Origin of the sequence: Oxalobacter paraformigenes (genome assembly GCF_000158475.2) — a bacterium.
Lineage (GTDB): Bacteria > Pseudomonadota > Gammaproteobacteria > Burkholderiales > Burkholderiaceae_D > Oxalobacter > Oxalobacter paraformigenes.
The window spans coordinates 1,037,274-1,056,067 of record NZ_KI392031.1 but is presented as its reverse complement, the minus strand read 5'-3'; the positions used below and the strand labels follow the sequence as shown (position 1 = coordinate 1,056,067).

The following is an 18,794-nucleotide window of genomic DNA, read 5'->3' as shown; positions in this document are numbered from 1 at the left end:
AAAAATCATGAGCTTAAACGATTTTTTTGAGGCCGTTTCCAGGAATTGTTCTTTTATTGCGACAACGGCAGTCCTTCGGCCGGTTTGACTCTTGGCTCGCCGGCCTGTTTGCTGTCGCCGGGAAGTCCTTCGATGCCCAGCAATTCTTCCGCCCTGTTTTCCGGCAGCGCTTCGACAGTCTTCAGTTTGCGCGACATCTGGCGGGTCCGGATCTGGGCGTCGTCGATGTTTTTCGCGGCGCGTTCCAGTACTTTTTTGGTCGCGTCCAGTACCGATCCGAACTTGGCGAATTCGGTTTTGACGGCGCCCAGTATTTCCCAGACTTCGGACGATCTTTTTTCCAGCGCCAGTGTCCGGAATCCCATTTGCAGGCTGTTCAAAAGCGCTGACAGGGTGGATGGCCCGGCGATGCTGATCCGGCAGGTGCGCTGCAATTCGTCGGAGAGGCCGGGACGGCGCATGACTTCGGCGTAAAGCCCTTCTGTCGGTAAAAACAGCAGGGCGAAATCGGTCGTATGCGGCGGCGAAAGGTATTTGTCGGCAATCGTTTTGGCCTGAAGCCGGATAGCCCGTTCCAGTTCCCTCCCCGCCTGCGCTACCCCGTCGGCGTCAGCGGCTTCGGAGGCTTCCATCAGACGCTCGTACTGTTCTTTCGGGAATTTGGCATCGACCGGCAGCCAGACGGGAGCGGATTCATCGTGTTTGCCGGGCAGCCTGATGGCGAACTCGACGAACGCGCCGGAACCCGGAACCGTTTCCACGTTTTTGGCGTACTGGTTCGGCGTCATGAGCTGTTCGAGCAGCATTTCCAGCTGGACTTCTCCCCAGGTGCCGCGGGTTTTCACATTGGTCAGCACCCTTTTCAGGTCGCCCACTCCCATGGCCAGCTGGTGCATTTCGCCCAGTCCCTGATGCACTTTTTCCAGCCGTTCGGAAACGAGCCGGAACGATTCGCCCAGCCGCTGTTCCAGCGTGGCATGCAGTTTTTCATCGACCGTTTTGCGCATCTCTTCCAGCTTTGCCGCATTGTCGGTTTGCAGTTCGCGTATTTTTTCTTCCAGAACGGCCCGGACTTCGGTCATGCGTTTCGCATTCGATTCCGTCAGCGATGTGAGGGTCTGGTGCAGCGTGTCGCCGAAGCGTTTCATGGCGTCCGACTGTTCCTGACGGGTGAAAAGGGCTTGTGCGGCGATGTTTTCCCGCATTTTTTCAAGCTGTTCGGCGTTTCCCGCCGTCAAGCGGGCAAGCTGTTCGGAAAAGGCGCGTATCTGGCCGTTCTGGAGGGTTGAAACGTTTGTCATCTGCTGGGTGACGCCTTGCTGGAACTGGGCAAGTGACGCGGTCAGCTCCTGCCGGGTTCCCTGCGCGCTCATCAGCACCTGTTCGCGCAATTGCCGTTCCGTCCGTTCGCCGACGGCTTGCATGGCCTGTTCCAGCTGTTGCCGCCACCCATCCAGCGAAACGGAAGAAGCCGGTTGCCGCGCCTGCCGGAAAAGCTGGATCAGCAAAAGGATAAGACAGGCAGTGGCGAGAAAGATCAGGAGATATAAAAGCGTTTCATTCATGGACTCGTTCCGGATAGCGTTTTCCGGCAGGACTGAAAGTCGTTGGCTCCCCTGCCGTCCCGCGCTATTTTACCCGGTTTGACTGTCCCGCATTCTTATTTTTTGAGGGCGCGCAAGCCGTTTAGCAGCACCAGCAGGCTGGCGCCCATGTCGGCGAAAACCGCCATCCACATCGTTGCCGATCCGAACAGGGCCAGCGCGAAGAAAACGAGCTTGATGCCCAGCGCGATCACAATGTTCTGCCAGAGAATCGAATAGGTGCCGGCCGACAACTCGATCATCTGGGGAATCCGGCGCAGATCGTCGTTCATGATGACCACATCGGCCGCTTCCACGGCAATGTCGGTGCCGGCCTCGCCCATGGCGATGCCGATATCGGCATGGGCCAGCGCGGGCGCGTCATTGATGCCATCCCCGATCATGGCGGTGTCACCGAACCGTCTTTGCAGTTCGCGAACGGCGTCCAGTTTTTCCGAGGGCAAGAGGTTGCCGCGGACGTTTTCAATGCCCGCTTCGGCCGCAATCGTTTTTGCGGTCGTTTCATTGTCGCCGGTCAGCATGACGGTGACGATTCCTTTCTTTTTCAGCGCGGCCAGCGCTTCGCGGGACGTTTCCCTGATGGTGTCGGCGACCGCGAAAACGGCGAGCGCTTCAGTGTCGGACGCGAGTACCGTCACGGTATGGCCCTGTCTTTCGTGTTCGAGCAGCAATGCATGAATGGCAGGCCGGCACAGGCCCTTTTCCTCGATCAGGCGATGGTTGCCCATGACGAGCGCCTGGCCTTCGACGGTCCCTTTCACTCCCCTGCCCGGCAGATCGGTGAAATGGGCAACAGCTCGTGCCGTGCGGTGCAGTCCGGCGGCAATCGCTTTTGAGACGGGATGGCCGGAACTGTCGGCAAGACTGGCCGCCCAGTCGAGTATGTCGTTTTCCGGCAAGCCGGATGCGACGATTTGTACGTCCAGAAGTCGCGGTTTGCCTTCGGTGACCGTGCCGGTCTTGTCCAGCGCCACGACTTTGAGGGTGCGCGCCTCTTCCAGATAGACGCCTCCTTTCATCAGGATGCCGCGGCGTGCCGCCGCCGCCAGTCCGCTGACGACGGTGACCGGTGTGGCGATCACCAGCGCGCAGGGACAGGCGATAACCAGCATCACCAGCGCCTTGTAGAGCGCTTCAAGCCATGTCCAGCCAAAGAGGAATGGCGTGACAAGCGCCACGCCAAGCGCAAACAGAAAGACCAGTGGTGTATAGATGGCGGCGAACTTGTCCACGAAACGCTGGGTCGGCGCGCTGGTTTCCTGCGCTTCTTCAACGGCCTTGATGATGCGGGCGACGACCGTGTCGCCGGAAAGCGCCGTCACCCGGAATTCGAGTATGCCGGTTTGGTTGATCGTGCCGGCAAAAACGGAATCCCCGGGTTTCTTGTCAACCGGAATGCTCTCGCCTGTCACGGGAGACTGATCGACTGTCCCGCTCCCGCCGGAAACGACGCCGTCCAGCGGAATGCGGTCGCCGGGGCGGATTCTGACAAGGGTGTTTAGCGTGACGTTTTTGACCGGTATGGCCGTCCATATCCCGTTTTCATTCCGGATTTCGGCGGTCGGCGGCGTCAGGTCAAGCAGGTTGCGGATGGCGTTTCGGGCGCGATCGACTGACCGGGCCTCGATCATTTCGGCGATCGCGTAAAGCGCCATGACCATCGCGGCCTCGGGCCACTGGCCGATCAGGAAAGCGCCTGTGACAGCCACCGTCATCAGGGCATTGATGTTGAGCCGCCTTTCCAGAAGCGCGGCCAGCCCCTTGCGGTAAGTGGAAAAGCCCGCCAGCCAGATGGCGACGGCGGACAGGGCCATTCCCCCGATTTTGACGATGGTAATGTCGCCGGCGAAAAAATGCAGGACTTCGACGAAGCCGGCGATCGTCAAGGCCAGCCAGAGATGCCAGACCCGCTCTTCCTTTTTGGGAACGCTGATTTCCGGGCCGTCGGTCACGATGCGTTCGGGCCGGTACCCGGCCTTTTTGATGGCGGCGACGCTTTTTTCCACCGTTTCGCTGTCGGCGTCAATGGACAGGGTGCGGGAAGCAAGCTGGAAGTTCAGGCTCCGGATGCCTTTTATTTTCGACAGGATGTTCCGGATATCGTTTTCCTCGACCGAGCAATCCATGCTGCCGATATAGAAAACGGCCTGTCCTTTCGGGTGCGCCGTCTGGATATCCGCTCCGAAAAAGCCGGGAGGGCACGAGGCGCCGCATCCGCCATGCGCATGGGTGTGGGAAAGAGTATGGGAATGGTCGTGCTCCTCTTTCCCATCGGAATGGCGATGATGGGCATGCCCGTGATCGTGATGGGAATGCGCATGAGACGCGTGAACGTGCGCGTGTCGTTCGCCGGCCGGTTCATGAGAGGCGCCCTCATCGGCATGAGGGTGTTCCCGTTTGTCGAAAGAGTCGTGTGTCATGGTTTTTCTCCCGTTTTCCTCTATTGAAAACCCTGTAGCCGCTTTAGAGTCAAGTGCGGATATAATACTTTTCGGGATAATTTGGGAATGGCCGGAATTCCGGTCACGCCAGGGGAAAGGAGCCATGACATGAAAATCGGTGAACTGGCGCAAAAGACGGGCATGCCGGTCGAGACGATCCGTTATTACGAAAAAGCGGGACTGTTGCCGAAAATCGGAAGAACGGGCAGCAATTACCGGGTTTACACGGAAGTGCATGTGGAACGCCTGCTTTTCATCCGCCACTGCCGTTCGCTGGACATGACGCTGGATGAAATCCGCGTTCTCCTGCATTTCAAGGACAGGCCGGAAGAAAGTTGCGACAGGGTCAACGCGCTTCTGGACGAGCATATCGGGCACGTCGCCGAGCGGATCCGGGATCTGAAAAAGCTGGAAAAACAGCTCAGGACGCTGCGGGGCAGTTGTCGCGAGGCCAGCGACGTCGCCAGTTGCGGCATTTTGAATGCACTTTCCTGTCCGGTGTCCGGCGCGGCTCACGAAAAGGGGGCGGACTGCACGCATGTCCCGCGGACGCACGGGGGCGATTTGCCTGTCTTGCGCCCGAAAACGGATTGAACAGCGTCTGGCCGTTTTCCGGAACCGTTTTGACGGACGGACATTTTGCGGGATAATGGCGTTTCTGCTTTTTCAATTCCGCACTTATGTTGCCAGACCAGTATTGCCAGCACAAGGCGGCGGGAAGCGGTTCCAGTTTTTATGGCAGTTTCCGGTTCCTCCCGCCCGTCCGCCGCAAAGCCATCACGGCCCTGTACGCTTTTTGCCGTGAGGTGGACGATATTGTCGATGACCGTTCGCTGGATACGGAATCGGCGCGGAGAAAACTGGCCGGCTGGCGCCGGGAAATCGCCGACATGTATGCCGGCCACCCTGACCATCTGATTACGCAGGCCCTGATGCCTCATCTTCAGGCGTTTTCCATCGAGGAAAGCCAGCTGGGTGCCATTGTCGATGGTATGGAGATGGATCTCGACCGGAAACGCTATGCGAGTTTTGGTGAACTGGAAAAATATTGCTGGCATGTAGCCGGCGTTGTCGGCATTTTAGCCGCGAAAATTTTCGGCGTGACCCAGGCGGATACGCTGGAATACGCGGAAAAACTCGGACTGGCTTTCCAGCTGACGAATATCATCCGCGATGTGGGTGAAGATATCGGTATGGGAAGAATCTATTTGCCGCAGGACGAACTGGAACGGTTCGGCGTTACGGAAGACGATCTCTTCAAGCGGCGTTATACCGGGGCTTTCCGGAAACTGATGCAATTTCAGGCAGCGCGGGCGCAAGGGCTTTACGAGGAGGCGTTTTCACTGTTGCCGGAAGCGGATCGGGAAGCGCAAAAGCCCGGCGTCATGATGGCGACGATTTACCGGGAATTGCTGGGTGAAATCGAACGGTGCGATTTCCCCGTCCTGACGGAAAGGGTGTCGCTGACGAAATCCCGGAAGCTTTGGCTGGCCTGGAAAACCTGGCTCAATGGATAAGGAAATTGCCGTTATCGGTGCGGGATGGGCAGGATGCGCCGCCGCGGTGGAAGCCGTATCGGCCGGTTACGGGGTCACCCTTTTCGAGGCCTCGCGTATTCCCGGCGGCCGTGCCCGGAAAACGGTTCTGGAAGGGATGGCGGCCGATAACGGCCAGCACATGCTTCTCGGCGCTTACCGGGAAACCCTGAGGCTGATGCGTCAAATAGGAATCGACCCCGGTACCGTCTTTCTGAATCTGCCCCTGCAAATGCGTTATCCGCCCTGCTCGAAAGCGATGGACTTCGTGACGCCGCGCTGGCCCGCTCCCCTCCATCTGGCGGGAGGGCTTTTGAAAGCGTCGGGACTCGACGCGGAAGACCGGCTGGCGCTGGCCCGGTTTTTCACCAGGTGCCGGGCGATCAGGTGGGATATCGGGGAAGACCGGCCGGTGATTCGCCTGCTGGAACAGTTCCGGCAAACGCCCAAACTGTATGCCCTGCTCTGGCGTCCGCTTTGTCTGGCCGCCCTGAATACGTCTCCTGAAGAAGCTTCCGCAAACGTGTTCATGGCCGTTTTGCGCGACAGTCTCGGAAAAAAGCGGGCTGCATCGGACATGCTGATTCCGAAAACCGATCTTTCCGCCCTTTTTCCCGAAAAAGCGCTTGAATACTGCGCGGCGCAGGGCGGTGAAATCCGTCTGGGCCAGACGGTGCGCCAGATCGCTTTCGACGGAAAAAACTGGATACTGGACGGCAAGGCGGATAAACGGTACGACGCCGTGATTGTCGCGACTTCCGCGCCCGTTGCCGGCGCCCTGTTGTCCGGACTGGCGGATACGGCGGCGCTGGATGCGCTTGACTTCGAACCGGTCACGACCTGCTATTTGCAATATCCCCCTTTTATCCGGCTCGAACAGCCGTTTTACGCCTTGCTGGATTATCCGGAAAAGCGGCAATGGGGACAGTATGTCTTCGACCGGGGGCATTTTATCGACGGGCAGGACGGCCTTTTCGCTGTCGTGGTCAGCGTTTCGTCCGCCGTGGGCGAAACCGGAACAGAAGATCTGGCAGCCGGGATCGGAAGCCAGCTGGCGGAAAGTTTCGGACGCCCCGAACTGGAAACACCCCTCTGGTCGCGTGTGATTACCGAAAAGAGAGCCACGTTCAAATGTCTTGCCGGTCTGGCCAGGCCGGGTACGCTTCTGGACGAACGCGGTCTTCTTCTGGCAGGCGATTATGTCAGCGGCGAGTATCCGGGAACGCTGGAATCGGCCGTTTCCAGCGGCGTGAAAGCCGTCAGGATTTTGGCAAAATCGCCACTTTGACAGGGAGTTGAGGTAAGGTTTTCCCTGCCGGAAAGCGGCGTCTGTCTGGACATTTTCCTGTTGCCTGTCTCCCCGGTAGCCTTTCTGTTTCAACGAAAGCGTTCCGATGTCTGAAGCATTCCATCCTGTCAGGCGAACGCGGCAGGCCTGTCTCGCGGCCGGGCAGGCGAGCCAAACTGCCATGAATGGCAACCCCTGAAATGGTAACAGTTTGTTGCCGTGCGCTGTCCAATTGGTCACGGCTCATCTAGAATAGCGTGCGCGCCATTCATCGGCGCTTACTTGCCCGGGTTATCCCCTCCATGACAGAAACGACTACACAGACTGACCCATCCCGAAAAAAAGGCGGGCATCTCAACCCGCTGGAAGGGAGTCTGTTCGACAAGATCCTGTTCTTTGCCTTGCCGCTGGCCTTGAGCAGCGTGCTCCAGCAGCTGTGCAATTCCATCGACGTCGCGGTTGTCGGCAAATTTTCCAGCAGCGAAGCGCTGGCCGCCGTGGGCGCCAACGGGCCGGTTATCGGGCTGATGATCAACCTGTTTATCGGCATTTCCATTGGCGCCAATGTGCTGATTGCCAACTATATCGGCCAAAAAAACCGGCAAGGCATTCGCGACGCCATCAGTACCGTTGGCGTGCTCTCCATCGTCTGCGGTCTGGCGATCCTGATCGCGGGCATGCTCATCGCACGGCCTGTCCTGATTCTGCTCGATACGCCGGAAAACATTCTCGACATGGCCGTCCTCTATCTGCGGATATTTTTTCTGGGCATGCCTTTCATGATTTTCTATAACTTCGGGTCAGCCATTCTGCGCAGCATGGGCGACACCAAACGGCCCCTGTATTGCCTGATTGTCTCCGGTATCGTCAATACAGTGCTGAACCTGATTCTCGTCATCGGTTTCGATATGAGTGTGGCGGGAGTGGCCATTGCCACGGCTGTTTCATTCGTGGTCAGTGCCGCCATGATACTCTTTATTCTGAGGCGCGAAGCCGATCCGTACCGGATGCATCTGAAGCACGCGCGCATTCACCGGCCGGAACTGGCCCGTATTTTGCGAATCGGTGTCCCGGCAGGCGTGCAGGGCGTGGTTTTTTCGGTCGCCAACCTGTTCATTCAGGCCGCGATCAACCGGTTCGGTTCGGACGCGGTTGCCGGTTCGGCCATTGCCCTGAATTTCGAAATCTACAGCTATTTTGTGGTGCTGGCTTTCAGCAATGCGACCGTGACCTTTATCGGACAGAACTACGGGGCGCGCCAGATGGAACGGTGCCGCCGTGTTTTCCGGCTCACGCTCGGCATGTCGGCGCTGGCGCTGGCTGTCATGGGGTGCCTCTTTGTCTGGCAACAGGCGTTTTTCATCTCGCTTTTTACGTCCGATCCGGTGGTGGCCGCGTTTGCCAGCGAACGGATGGAACTGCTTTTGATGCTCCAGTTCATTACCGCCACGTTTGAAATTCCGGGTTCGGCACTGCGCGGGCTTGGCCGTTCGACATTGCCGACGATTCTGACGGTATTCGGCACCTGTCTGCTGCGTCTTTTGTGGATTTATCTGGTTTGTCCGCTCTACCCTTCTTTCAGCGCCCTGCTTGTCGTCTATCCGGTCTCGTGGGTGGTAACAGGCATTCTGGTCTGGGGAGCTTATCTTCTGGTCAGCCGTTATCTTTATGCCGATGTCAGGGCCGCCGCGATCTGACGGGAGTCCGGTCAAGGCAAGGGAAAACAGCCTGTGCCGCATCGCCCGGCATCTTCCGGCCTGATTCCCTGCCCATTTTCACCAGCGGGCGTTTTTGACGCGTGCGGTTTTGCGTGGCCAGCCTGAAAATCCTGCCTGAATCCGCCTTTTTCCCGTGCCGGATGAGGAATGGCTTTCCCTTGTCCGGTCTGTTTCCGGGAAGCCGATAGCCGTTTCGCGAACAAATTACGGAAAGGCCGGATTTTCCGGGTACGCGTTTCCTACAGCTCCCGGATCCGGTCGAAGGCTTCGTCAATCCGTTCGACGCCGATCACGGTCAGGCCCTCGAAAGGCTGTTTGGGAGCGTTGGATTTCGGGATAAGGGCGATCGAAAAGCCCAGTTTGACGGCTTCGCGCAAACGGTCCTGTCCTCTGGGCGCGGGCCGGATTTCTCCTGCCAGCCCGACTTCGCCGAAGACGACCAGCCCGCGCGGCAGCGGCTTGTTGCGCAGCGAGGAATGGATGGCCAACAGCACGGCCAGATCGGCGGCCGGTTCGCTGATCCGGACGCCGCCGACGGCATTGATGAAAACGTCCTGATCGTAGGCGGCGATATTGGCGTGCCGGTGCATGACCGCCAATAGCATGGCGAGACGGTTCTGTTCCAGTCCGACGGAAAGGCGGCGGGCATTGGGCGTCGGCGAAGTATCGACCAGCGCCTGTATTTCGACCAGAAGCGGCCGCATGCCTTCCAGCGTTGCCATGACGCATGAACCGGCGATTTGCCGTTCATGCTGGGACAAAAACAGGGCCGACGGGTTGGAAACGCCTTTCAGGCCTTTTTCCGTCATCGCGAAAACGCCCAGTTCATTGACCGCGCCGAACCGGTTCTTGAAGGCGCGGATCAGCCGGAAACTGGAGTGGGTGTCTCCCTCGAAGTAAAGCACGGTATCGACGATATGTTCCAGCACGCGCGGGCCGGCCAACGCCCCTTCCTTGGTCACGTGCCCGACCATGATGATGGTCGTTCCCGACTGCTTGGCAAAGCGGGTCAGCTGGGCGGCGCATTCCCTGACTTGCGCGACGGAACCCGGCGCGGAAGTTAAGGCGTCGGAATACAGGGTCTGGATAGAGTCGATGACGGCGACTTCGGGTTTGTGTTCCGAGAGCGTGCCCAGAATTTTTTCGAGCTGGATTTCAGCCTGAAGCTGGAGATTTGCGGCCGTGAGGCCAAGCCGTTTCGCCCGCAGGGCGACTTGCGAACCGGATTCCTCGCCGCTGACGTACAGCACGTTTTTCGAGCTGGCGAGATTGACGAGGGCTTGCAGGAGCAAGGTCGATTTGCCGATGCCCGGGTCGCCGCCGATCAGCACGACGCCGCCGGGAACGAGCCCTCCTCCCAGGACCCGGTCGAATTCGCCGATGCCCGAATGAAAACGGGGAACGTCGATCGCGTCAATGTCCGAGAGCGACAGGACGGGCGCAGTCTGGGCAAGGCCCTGCCGGTTGCCGGAAAAACGGTTGGCCGGGGCGGATTCGACAAGTGTCTCGACCAGTGTGTTCCACTGGCCGCAGGCCGGACATTTTCCGGCCCATTTGCTGCTGATGCCGCCGCATTCGGTACAGGTGTACTGGATTTTCGCTTTCGCCACAGGTTTGTTCCTCAGGACAGGATTACCAGCATTCCACGATTCTCGGCCGCAGGGACAGGGCGCACATGAGTTCGTATCCGACGGTTCCCGCCGCTTCGGCGACTTCGTCGATAGGCAGCTCTTTTCCCCAGAGCGTTACCTTGCTGCCGACATGCGCGTCAGGAACCGGGGTCAGATCGACAGTGATCATGTCCATCGAAACGCGTCCGACCAGACGGGTTTTGACGCCATCGACCATGATCGGCGTGCCTTCCGGAGCCATACGGGGATAGCCGTCCGCGTAGCCGCAGGCGACGACGCCGGTTTTCATCGGGCCTTTCGCCGTGAAAATGCTGCCGTATCCGATGGAGTCGCCTTCCCTGATATGCTGGATCTGGATGATTTCGCTGCTTAGGGTCATGGCGGGTTCGAGTCCGTATTCCGCCGCCGTTTTTCCTCCCGGCGTGCCGCCGTATAGCATGATGCCGGGGCGTACCCAGTCGGTACGGATTTCCGGATGCAGCAAAATGGCGCCGGAATTGGACAGGTTGCGGTCGCCTTTCAGGCCTTGCGTGGCCGAGTCGAAACGCCGCAACTGCTCTTTTACTGAAAGCAGGGGATGTTTTTTCGCTTCCGAATTCGCAAAATGCGTCATGTAGGAAATGTCGCGGACGTTCGGGATTTTTTTCAACCGTTCAAGGGCCTTGCCGTATTCCGACGGCAAAAAACCGAGCCGGTTCATGCCGGTGTTCATTTTCAGATGAACGTCAACCGGCATGTCCAGACGGGATTTTTCCAGCATGTCGATCTGTTCGTCGCAATGCACGGCAAACGCGATATTGTAACGGGCCAGAGTCGGCAGTTCATGGGGATAGAAAAACCCTTCGAGCAGCAATATCGGTTTTTTCCAGCCGATTTCGCGAAGATGGATGGCTGCCTCGATTTCGATCAGGGCGAATCCGTCGGCGTCGGAAAACGCCCGGACGGACCGTTCGAGTCCGTGTCCGTAGGCGTTGGCCTTGACGACGGCCCATATTTTCGCCCGGGGAACCGTGGAACGGACAAGGGAAAGGTTGTGCTGCATGGCAGCGATGTCGATACTGGCAACTAAAGGTCTGGTCATGAGATAAATCGGGTCAGGAAAACCCGCGGTTGGCGCGGAAAACCGTCTTTGCGGGCCGTTGCCCGGAAAAGGCGATAACAAGCATACATCTTACCTCCCTTGCCTGCCCCGAAGCAATCGCATCCGGGAAATCGGCCGGGCGGCAAACGGGGCAGGCGCTTTCCGGAAAGCCTTGCCGGGAGCAAAAAAAAATGACCGGAGGGGGTTCGATGGAGTAAACTTTTCCCTTTCGACGTTTGACCGGATATATCACTCATGAATCGAGGCTTTTATTCCGTCATGGCCGCGGAATTCTTTTCTTCGCTGGCCGACAATGCCCTGCTGATCGTTGCCATTGCCCTCCTGGCGCAAATGAACGCCGCGCCGTGGATGACGCCTCTTCTGAGACTTTTTTTCGTGATGTCGTATGTCGGGCTGGCCGCGTTTGTCGGCGCTTTTGCCGACGCCCTGCCCAAAGGCAAGGTCATGTTCATCACAAATACGATCAAATTCTGCGGTTGCAGCCTCATTTTCGTCGGGGTGCACCCCTTGCTGGCCTACGCGGTCGTCGGGCTGGGCGCCGCCGCCTATTCCCCGGCCAAATACGGCATTCTGACGGAATTGCTGCCGGCTGAAAAACTCGTGATCGCCAATGGCTGGATCGAGGGACTGACGGTCAGTTCGATCGTTCTCGGCACCGTGTTGGGCGGCGCGCTGATCAATAAACACGTTTCCGCCTTTTTGCTGGATCATATGCCTTTTGCCGGTTCGCCTGCCGTGGCGGCGCTGGTGGTCATTATGGGGGTTTACATTCTGGCGGCGCTTTTCAATCTCCGCATTCCCGATACGGGAGCGCGTTATGCCAGACAGCCCAAAAATCCGGTCTTGCTGGTCAGGAATTTCTACCGCAGTTTCACGACGCTCTGGCACGACAAGCTGGGCCAGATTTCCCTGGCGGTCACGACCCTTTTCTGGGGAGCGGGCGCAACGCTTCAGTTTATCGTGCTGAAGTGGGCACAGCATTCGCTGGGCCTGACGCTGGACAAGGCCGCTTTCCTTCAGGGGATTGTCGCGGTCGGAATCGCCATCGGCGCGGTGTCCGCCGCCAAATTCGTGAAGCTCAAACAGTCCCTGAAGGTCATGCCGCTGGGCGTGGCGATGGGGCTTGTCGTCATGATCATGACGCTGGTTCATTCCGTTTATCTGGCTTATCCGCTATTGGTTCTGGTGGGCGCGCTGGCCGGTTTCTTCGTTGTGCCGATGAATGCCCTATTGCAGCATCGCGGTCATGTCCTCCTCTCGGCAGGCCATTCGATTGCCGTGCAGAATTTCAACGAGAATCTGTCCATTCTGTCGATGCTCGGCATTTATTCGCTGCTGGTTTCATTCGATCTCTCGGTCGATGCCGTGATCGTCATTTTCGGCAGTTTCGTGTCGGGCATGATGCTTTTGGTGATGCACTGGCATGCGCGTAACCAGAAAATCAAGGATTCCCTTTCGCTGATCGGCGAAGAAAAACGCCATTAAACCATCCGGAAAGCCGTTTTCCGGGAAAAAACGGGAAATGCCGTCTGTTCTGTCCGGCGGCAGCAGCTTTTCGCTTGCAACGGAAAGGATCGCTGTGCCGGTTTCGCGACGGCAGCCTGACTGCCTGCCGGAATGCCGGCGGACAGCAAAACGGCGTGTTGTCCGGTTTTATAGGGCGAGCCGGGCGGCGGGACAGGGGCATTTTTTCAGGCCGGAGGCGTTTCGGCCGTTTTTTCTGAAAATCCGGCGTCTCTGCCAAAAACAACGAACAGGGTGAATAGCGGGATTAAAAACCGGAGACAGCCCGGTTTATACCGGTATTGACTTGCATGAAGGAAAGATTTCCTGTTTTAATAAAAACTGCCGATGCAGATGAAGCCGATTCCCGTTCTGGCGATTTCCTCCAGCGGGAAGCGGTGAAGGAAAGGTGTCTTCCCGTTTGATTTAGCGAGGTGTCACATGTCTGTAGCCCCTTTAAAGCAACAGTACGACAGACTGGATTACGAGTACAACACCCTGATGAGCGCCATGCACGTCAGTGTGTCGAAGCATTTGCTGGACGAGCATTTTACCGTTCTCTGGGGCAACGATTACTATTATTCGCGGACGGGCTACACACGGGAAGAGTACGAAACCCGTTTTCACAATCGCGTCAGCGAACATTACCGGGACGATCCCGGAATGTTGCGCCAGATCGGCGACAGGATTCTGGCGGCGCGGGATGCGGGAGAAAAACGCTACGAGGTCGTCTGCCGGATGCCGCAGAAAGACGGCGCTTATATCTGGATCAAGATCATCGGCACCTTTACCGATGAATTTGTCGGGGGAAAACAGGTTATTTACTGCGTTTTTGCCGATATCACCGATCTGGTCAGGGCGCAACAGGAAAGAACGGTCGCCTTCGACAGTCTGCCGGGGTTTGTTGCCCGGTTCCGGATGAGGAAAAACGGGATGCCTGAATTTATCGGGGCGAATGAACGGTTTGTGGCGTTTTTCGGGAAACGCCCGGAACAGGGTTCGCCCTGCCCGCTTTACCGTCTGGACATTCCTGAAAACCGCGAAGCTTTCGCGGAGAACATGCCGCTCATGCAGAAAGGCGAGCCGGTCCGTTTCGTGATACGGGAGAAAAACCGGCAGGGAGAGGACGCCTGGCTTCAGCTCAATGCGGAATGCATCGACCGGATAGCGGATGACCCGGTCTATCTGGTGATCTATCTCGATATCACGGACGTTACCGAATTGCGGGATTTGCAGAAAAAGCTGGAAGAACGGACAGCCATGTTGCGCAACGCGCTGGAAATGGCCGAGCGCGCCAATCAGGTCAAATCCGATTTTCTGGCGCGCATGTCCCACGATATCCGCACGCCGATGAATGCCATTACCGGGCTGATCTCGATTGCCAGGGATTGCGTGAACGATCCCGTGAAAATAAGGGAGTGTTTGAACAAGCTCGAGTTTTCTTCCGGTTCCCTGCTCTCGCTTATTAATGACATACTGGACATGTCGAAGATCGAAAGCGGCAGGATGGAACTCAAAAAACGGGAATTCAGTTTTGTCGCTTTCATCGACGATATTGTCAGCGCGGTTTATGCGCAGGCCCAAAAAAAACGTATCGGTTTTCACGTGGAAATCGCGGAGAACGTCAGGGAACTGTACAGCGGGGATGCCCTGAAACTGAAACAGATCGTTTCCAATTTGCTCTCCAACGCCATCAAGTTTACCGATAGCGGAGGACGGGTTGAACTGCAAGTCGAGGAAGGCCAGCGGATTAAGAGGACATGCGAACTCGTCTTTACGGTAAGCGATAACGGGATCGGCATGGAGCCGGATGTGATCGAGAGGGTATTTCTGCCTTTCGAGCAGGACGTGCGGCACCGGGAAAACCGGGGCGGTTCCGGGCTTGGCCTGGCGATTGTCCACAGTTACGTCCAGCTGATGAACGGACGTGTCGATGTGGAAAGCGAACCGGGGAAAGGCAGCCGTTTTGTCGCACAGGTCTGGCTCGATCCGGTTGAGGCATTGCCGGAACAGCCGGATCTGAAAGACCGGTTTGCCGGGTATCGCGCCCTGCTGGTCGATGAGCGCTCCGGTGAAAACGGCCATACCGCCGAAGCGCTTGCGCGGTTCGGTGTGGAAACGGAAACGGTTTTTTCGGATGAGGCGGCGCTTGATGCGCTGGAAGAAGCCAGACGGAACGGCAAGGCCTTCGATCTCTTGCTGTTGAGCTGGAAATCCCCTGTCCGGAAAGTGACGGATCTGGTGAAAACCGTGCGGAACCGTTATTCGGACAGCCTCTCTGTCGGAATGGTGACTTACCATGTCCGCGGAATCCGTGCCGAAGCGCAAAAAGCCGGTATTGTCCATTTCCTGCAAAAACCCCTTTTTCCCTCGACGGTCTATGAATTTCTGCTGTCGGTAACCGACACGGGCGCTTCCGAAACAACTCCCGATCCGGAAGCCGCCCTGGCAGGCCGGCGGGTGTTGCTGGTGGAAGACAACGACATTAACCGGGAGATCGCGCAGACGCTGCTTCAGGCGCGTCGTCTGAAAGTGGATACGGCCGGAAACGGCCAGGAAGCGGTGGAGAAATTCCTGCTGGCCATGCCGGGCAGTTATCTGGCCATTCTGATGGATGTGCAAATGCCGGTTATGAACGGACTGGAAGCGACCCGGATTATCCGGCATTCGCCCAGAGCGGACGCCAAAACGGTGCCGGTTATCGGCCTGTCGGCCAACGCTTTCGAGGAAGATATCGAGAAATCGCTGGAAGCCGGCATGAATGCCTATCTGGCCAAACCGATCGACGTGCCGCATCTCTTTCAGGTACTGCAGCATTATTCCGGACAGAGAAAGCAGCCGCCGGACTGAACGGCCGGCAAGGGATCGGGCGTGACGGGCCAAACGGGCATCGGCCCTTATGGACGGACTGGAAAATTTCCGGTTTTTTCAGGCAGGCGGACGGGGGTTTTTCCCGGCAATGAACAAAAACAGCAAGGCCAGCAGACAGCACGCCAGCGTCATGACGCTGATGGAAAAGATCATGGACCCGAAGCCGGTCATTGGCGAGACGATGGCGCCGAAGATAAACAGGAAAAATCCGATGATGGCCGATGCGCCGCCGGCGTTTTTCCGTTCAAGCGTTAGCGCCAGCGAGGTGGAAGTCGGCAGGATCATCCCGAGAAACGTCATCATCGCAAAGAGCAGCGCTTCCAGCAGGTAAAATCCCCCGTCGGTTACCAGAACGGACACGAAAGCGAGACTGGACAGCCCCAGTCCGAAAACGCCGGTTTTCAGCGCGGAAAACACGCTGGAAAAACCTGGCGTGATCCGGCTGCCCACGATCATGCCGGAAGCGTTGACGGCAAAGCAGAGGCTGTAGGCGAAGGCGTCGAGATGAAAATGATCCTGAATCAGAAAGGGCGACGAGGCGATATATGTGAAAAAGACGCCCATCGAAAACGTCTGGATAAAGACGTAATGCATGAAGCGGCCGTTTCCGAGAATGGGGACGAATTTTCCGAAAGAGTTGAACACGCTGCCGGGAATCCGCCGCTCTGCCGGAAGGGATTCGCGAAAGCGGAAGCTGACGGCAAAAAGGACAATCCCGACCAGAAGCAGGATAAGGAAAATGCCTTCCCAGTCGGTATATTTCATCACAAAGCCGCCGACGATGGGCGCGATGATCGGAGCCAGTCCGTTGATGACCATCAGAAGTGAAAAAAAGTCGTTCAGTTCCTTGCCCTGATAGAGATCGGCGGCGACGGATTTGGAAATGACAACGCCGCCCGCTCCGGCGATGCCCTGAAATACCCGGAAAAAAACGAAAGATTCGATATTCCAGGAAAAGAGACAGGCGACAGTCGAGACGATGAAGAGCGCCATCGACAGGAGCAGTGGCCCTTTTCGTCCGTATTTGTCGCTGGCCGGGCCGATCAGCAACTGGCCGCCCGCCAGTCCCAGCATGCTGGACGTCAGACTTAACTGGACCCATGAGGTGGTTGTGCCGAAATAGCTGGCCAGCGCAGGCAGTCCGGGAAGGTAAAAGTCGGTGACGAATGGCCCGAATGCCGACATCATGCCCATGGTGATCAGCAAAAAAAGCCGGGAATTCATTTTTGCGGCAGTCGTGTTCCGTTCGCTTGCCATTGCTGTCGTCGAAAAAAGAAAAAGAATGTCTTTATACTCTGTCATGCCTTGCTCTGGCAAGGCCCGGAAGTCGCGTTCGCACCCGCTTGTCCTGTTTTGTGGAACGGTTTTGGCGACAACTCCGGTATCCAAACGGGCGGCCGGGTTTCCGGATGGGTAGGATTGGCGGAAGTTCGCGGCTACAATAGCCGCTGTGTCTTATTGGAAAGCTTCTTTTTCGACAGGATTTTGCCTTTTCATGAACAAAGCCGACAAGCCGTTCGTTTCTCCATGGGCGACGCTCCGGGTCTCGCGGGAGAGCGGCATTTGTCTCGTGCTGGCGCTGGCTGTCCACCTGTTTTTTATCGGCTGGATCGGGTGGACGGGAGGCGATGAAAAACCGGCGATAGCCGCGCCTGTCATGGGGGTGCTCGTTTCCGGCGATGGGGAGTCGGGCGGACGCGCCGGTAACCGGCCGGGAAACGGAAAAAAACGGGAAGGAACGCGGCCGGAAATAAGGAGACCGGAAGGAGCGGCCGTCGCGTCCGGGGCGTTTCCGTCCGGGATGAAAAAGGATGTTTCGGGAAAGCGCGAGGGCAGGAAAATCCGGCCAGACAGTGAGGACCGCGCCACTTCGGCAGATGGCATTGCCGTTCCGGCGGAAGAATCCTCCGGCGCGGTACGGACGGAGAAAGCTCTTTTTGGCCGTGCCGGCAATGACGGCCGGGAAAAGCGCGTTGAACCGGGTTCGGCTGGCCATTCGCCTGTAAAGGGGAATGCCGGCAAAACCGTGGAAAACGGAGGCGGACAAAGGGGAGGCGGCAGTGGAAACGCTGACGGTTCAGGCGGAACGGCAATGCCGTATGCCGATGCCGGTTTTTTCAGCAATCCGAAGCCGCCTTACCCGGCTGTTTCGCGGCGCATGGGTGAGGAAGGCCTGGTGCTTTTGTCGGTTTACATTCGGGCGGACGGCCATGTCGCGGATGTGAAAGTGAAACGTTCCAGCGGTTTTTCCCGGCTGGACGAGTCGGCATTGAAGACCGTTCGCCACTGGCGTTATGTTCCGGCGAAAAAGGACGGCCGGCCGGTTGCTTTCCGGTATGTGCAACCGATCCGGTTTTCTCTGAACGATGAATGAAATGAACAAGGTTTTGTAAATGGACAACAATCCCTATGGCGTACTGGCCCTGTGGAATCAGGGCGGTTGGGTGATCAGATGTGTGGCGCTTTTGCTTTTGGCCATGTCCGTCGTTTCCTGGACGATCATTGCCGCACGCGTCTGGCGCGCCTGGAAATTGTACGGCCTGTCGAAACGGATGGCGGTTTTCTGGAAAGCCACCACCTTTTCTGCCGGGCTTGAAATGCTGGAGACCGCGCCGGAAGACAATCCTTTTCATGCGCTCGCCAGAGACGGTCTGATAGCGGCAAAACACTATACCGAGGGCCCGGAAAAACTGCGTGAACGGATGGGCATGGCCGAATGGCTGACGGAAAACCTGCGCGGATCCATCGACGAGAGCATGGCGAAAATGCAGCACGGTCTGTCCGCTCTGGCTTCCATCGGGGCAACCGCCCCGTTTATCGGGCTTTTCGGCACGGTCTGGGGCATTTATCATGCGCTTGTTTCTATCGGTGTTTCCGGGCAGGCATCCATCGACAAAATCGCCGGGCCGGTCGGCGAATCGCTGATTATGACGGCGCTGGGTCTGGCGGTCGCCATTCCCGCCGTTTTGGGATATAACGCCCTGACCCGGATCAACCGGCGCTTTGCCGGGCAGTTGAACCGTTTCGCGCGGCAGCTTTACGGCTGGTTTCTGACAGGATCGTTTCCCGGTTCCGGCATGGACGGGATGACAGGAGACTGA

The 18,794-nt window shown here is 57.7% G+C and carries 13 protein-coding genes; 8 read left to right on the top strand and 5 right to left on the bottom strand.

The genetic code is table 11. The features are described from left to right. Positions 1–53: 53 nt before the first annotated feature. Both OFAG_RS09005 and OFAG_RS09000 read right to left on the bottom strand, forming a co-directional pair. Positions 54–1,565, bottom strand: a complete 1,512-nt coding sequence (locus OFAG_RS09005) for a DNA recombination protein RmuC (RefSeq protein ID WP_005876559.1) — start codon at positions 1,563–1,565, stop codon at positions 54–56. 95 nt (positions 1,566–1,660) lie between these two features. Then, entirely contained in the window at positions 1,661–4,024 is a 2,364-nt protein-coding gene (locus OFAG_RS09000; protein ID WP_005876561.1) for a heavy metal translocating P-type ATPase, read from the bottom strand. A 129-nt stretch (positions 4,025–4,153) separates the two neighbouring features. Here OFAG_RS09000 and cadR point away from each other — a divergent pair, with 129 nt between their 5' ends. From cadR to OFAG_RS08980, 4 genes are all read left to right on the top strand, one after another. Continuing rightward, positions 4,154–4,639: a Cd(II)/Pb(II)-responsive transcriptional regulator gene (gene cadR, locus OFAG_RS08995; RefSeq protein ID WP_005876563.1), complete on the top strand. Its 486-nt coding sequence runs from the start codon at positions 4,154–4,156 to the stop codon at positions 4,637–4,639. A gap of 86 nt (positions 4,640–4,725) precedes the next feature. Further along, on the top strand, positions 4,726–5,562 hold the full coding sequence (hpnD, locus tag OFAG_RS08990) for a presqualene diphosphate synthase HpnD (protein WP_005876565.1): 837 nt from the start codon (positions 4,726–4,728) through the stop codon (positions 5,560–5,562). Continuing rightward, on the top strand, positions 5,555–6,868 hold the full coding sequence (gene hpnE, locus OFAG_RS08985) for a hydroxysqualene dehydroxylase HpnE (protein WP_005876567.1): 1,314 nt from the start codon (positions 5,555–5,557) through the stop codon (positions 6,866–6,868). The genes hpnD and hpnE overlap by 8 nt, the downstream gene beginning before the upstream one ends. A 302-nt stretch (positions 6,869–7,170) precedes the next feature. Continuing rightward, positions 7,171–8,565 (top strand): MATE family efflux transporter, encoded by a 1,395-nt coding sequence (locus tag OFAG_RS08980; RefSeq protein ID WP_005876569.1) that lies wholly within the window; start codon positions 7,171–7,173, stop codon positions 8,563–8,565. A gap of 260 nt (positions 8,566–8,825) precedes the next feature. Here the strand turns inward: OFAG_RS08980 and radA are convergent, their stop codons facing one another. Then, positions 8,826–10,196, bottom strand: coding sequence for a DNA repair protein RadA (radA, locus tag OFAG_RS08970; RefSeq protein ID WP_005876572.1), 1,371 nt, complete (start codon positions 10,194–10,196; stop codon positions 8,826–8,828). Between the two features lie 22 nt (positions 10,197–10,218). Next, positions 10,219–11,298, bottom strand: a complete 1,080-nt coding sequence (gene alr, locus OFAG_RS08965; RefSeq protein WP_005876574.1) for an alanine racemase — start codon at positions 11,296–11,298, stop codon at positions 10,219–10,221. A 255-nt stretch (positions 11,299–11,553) separates the two neighbouring features. Here alr and lplT point away from each other — a divergent pair, with 255 nt between their 5' ends. Together lplT and OFAG_RS08945 are read left to right on the top strand one after the other, a co-directional pair. After that, on the top strand, positions 11,554–12,804 hold the full coding sequence (gene lplT, locus OFAG_RS08955; RefSeq protein WP_005876576.1) for a lysophospholipid transporter LplT: 1,251 nt from the start codon (positions 11,554–11,556) through the stop codon (positions 12,802–12,804). Between the two features lie 459 nt (positions 12,805–13,263). Beyond that, a complete protein-coding gene (locus tag OFAG_RS08945; RefSeq protein ID WP_020995168.1) occupies positions 13,264–15,672 on the top strand; it encodes a PAS domain-containing hybrid sensor histidine kinase/response regulator in 2,409 nt (802 codons plus the stop codon). Positions 15,673–15,750: 78 nt separating this feature from the next. On the opposite strand, the gene OFAG_RS08940 is transcribed toward OFAG_RS08945, so the two are convergent. Further along, positions 15,751–17,082, bottom strand: a complete 1,332-nt coding sequence (locus OFAG_RS08940) for a multidrug effflux MFS transporter (RefSeq protein ID WP_231371688.1) — start codon at positions 17,080–17,082, stop codon at positions 15,751–15,753. Positions 17,083–17,188: 106 nt separating this feature from the next. Between OFAG_RS08940 and OFAG_RS14360 the strand changes: the two genes are divergently transcribed. Together OFAG_RS14360 and OFAG_RS08930 are read left to right on the top strand one after the other, a co-directional pair. Further along, positions 17,189–18,067 (top strand): energy transducer TonB, encoded by an 879-nt coding sequence (locus OFAG_RS14360; RefSeq protein ID WP_020995167.1) that lies wholly within the window; start codon positions 17,189–17,191, stop codon positions 18,065–18,067. Between the two features lie 19 nt (positions 18,068–18,086). Then, entirely contained in the window at positions 18,087–18,794 is a 708-nt protein-coding gene (locus OFAG_RS08930; protein ID WP_005876583.1) for a MotA/TolQ/ExbB proton channel family protein, read from the top strand.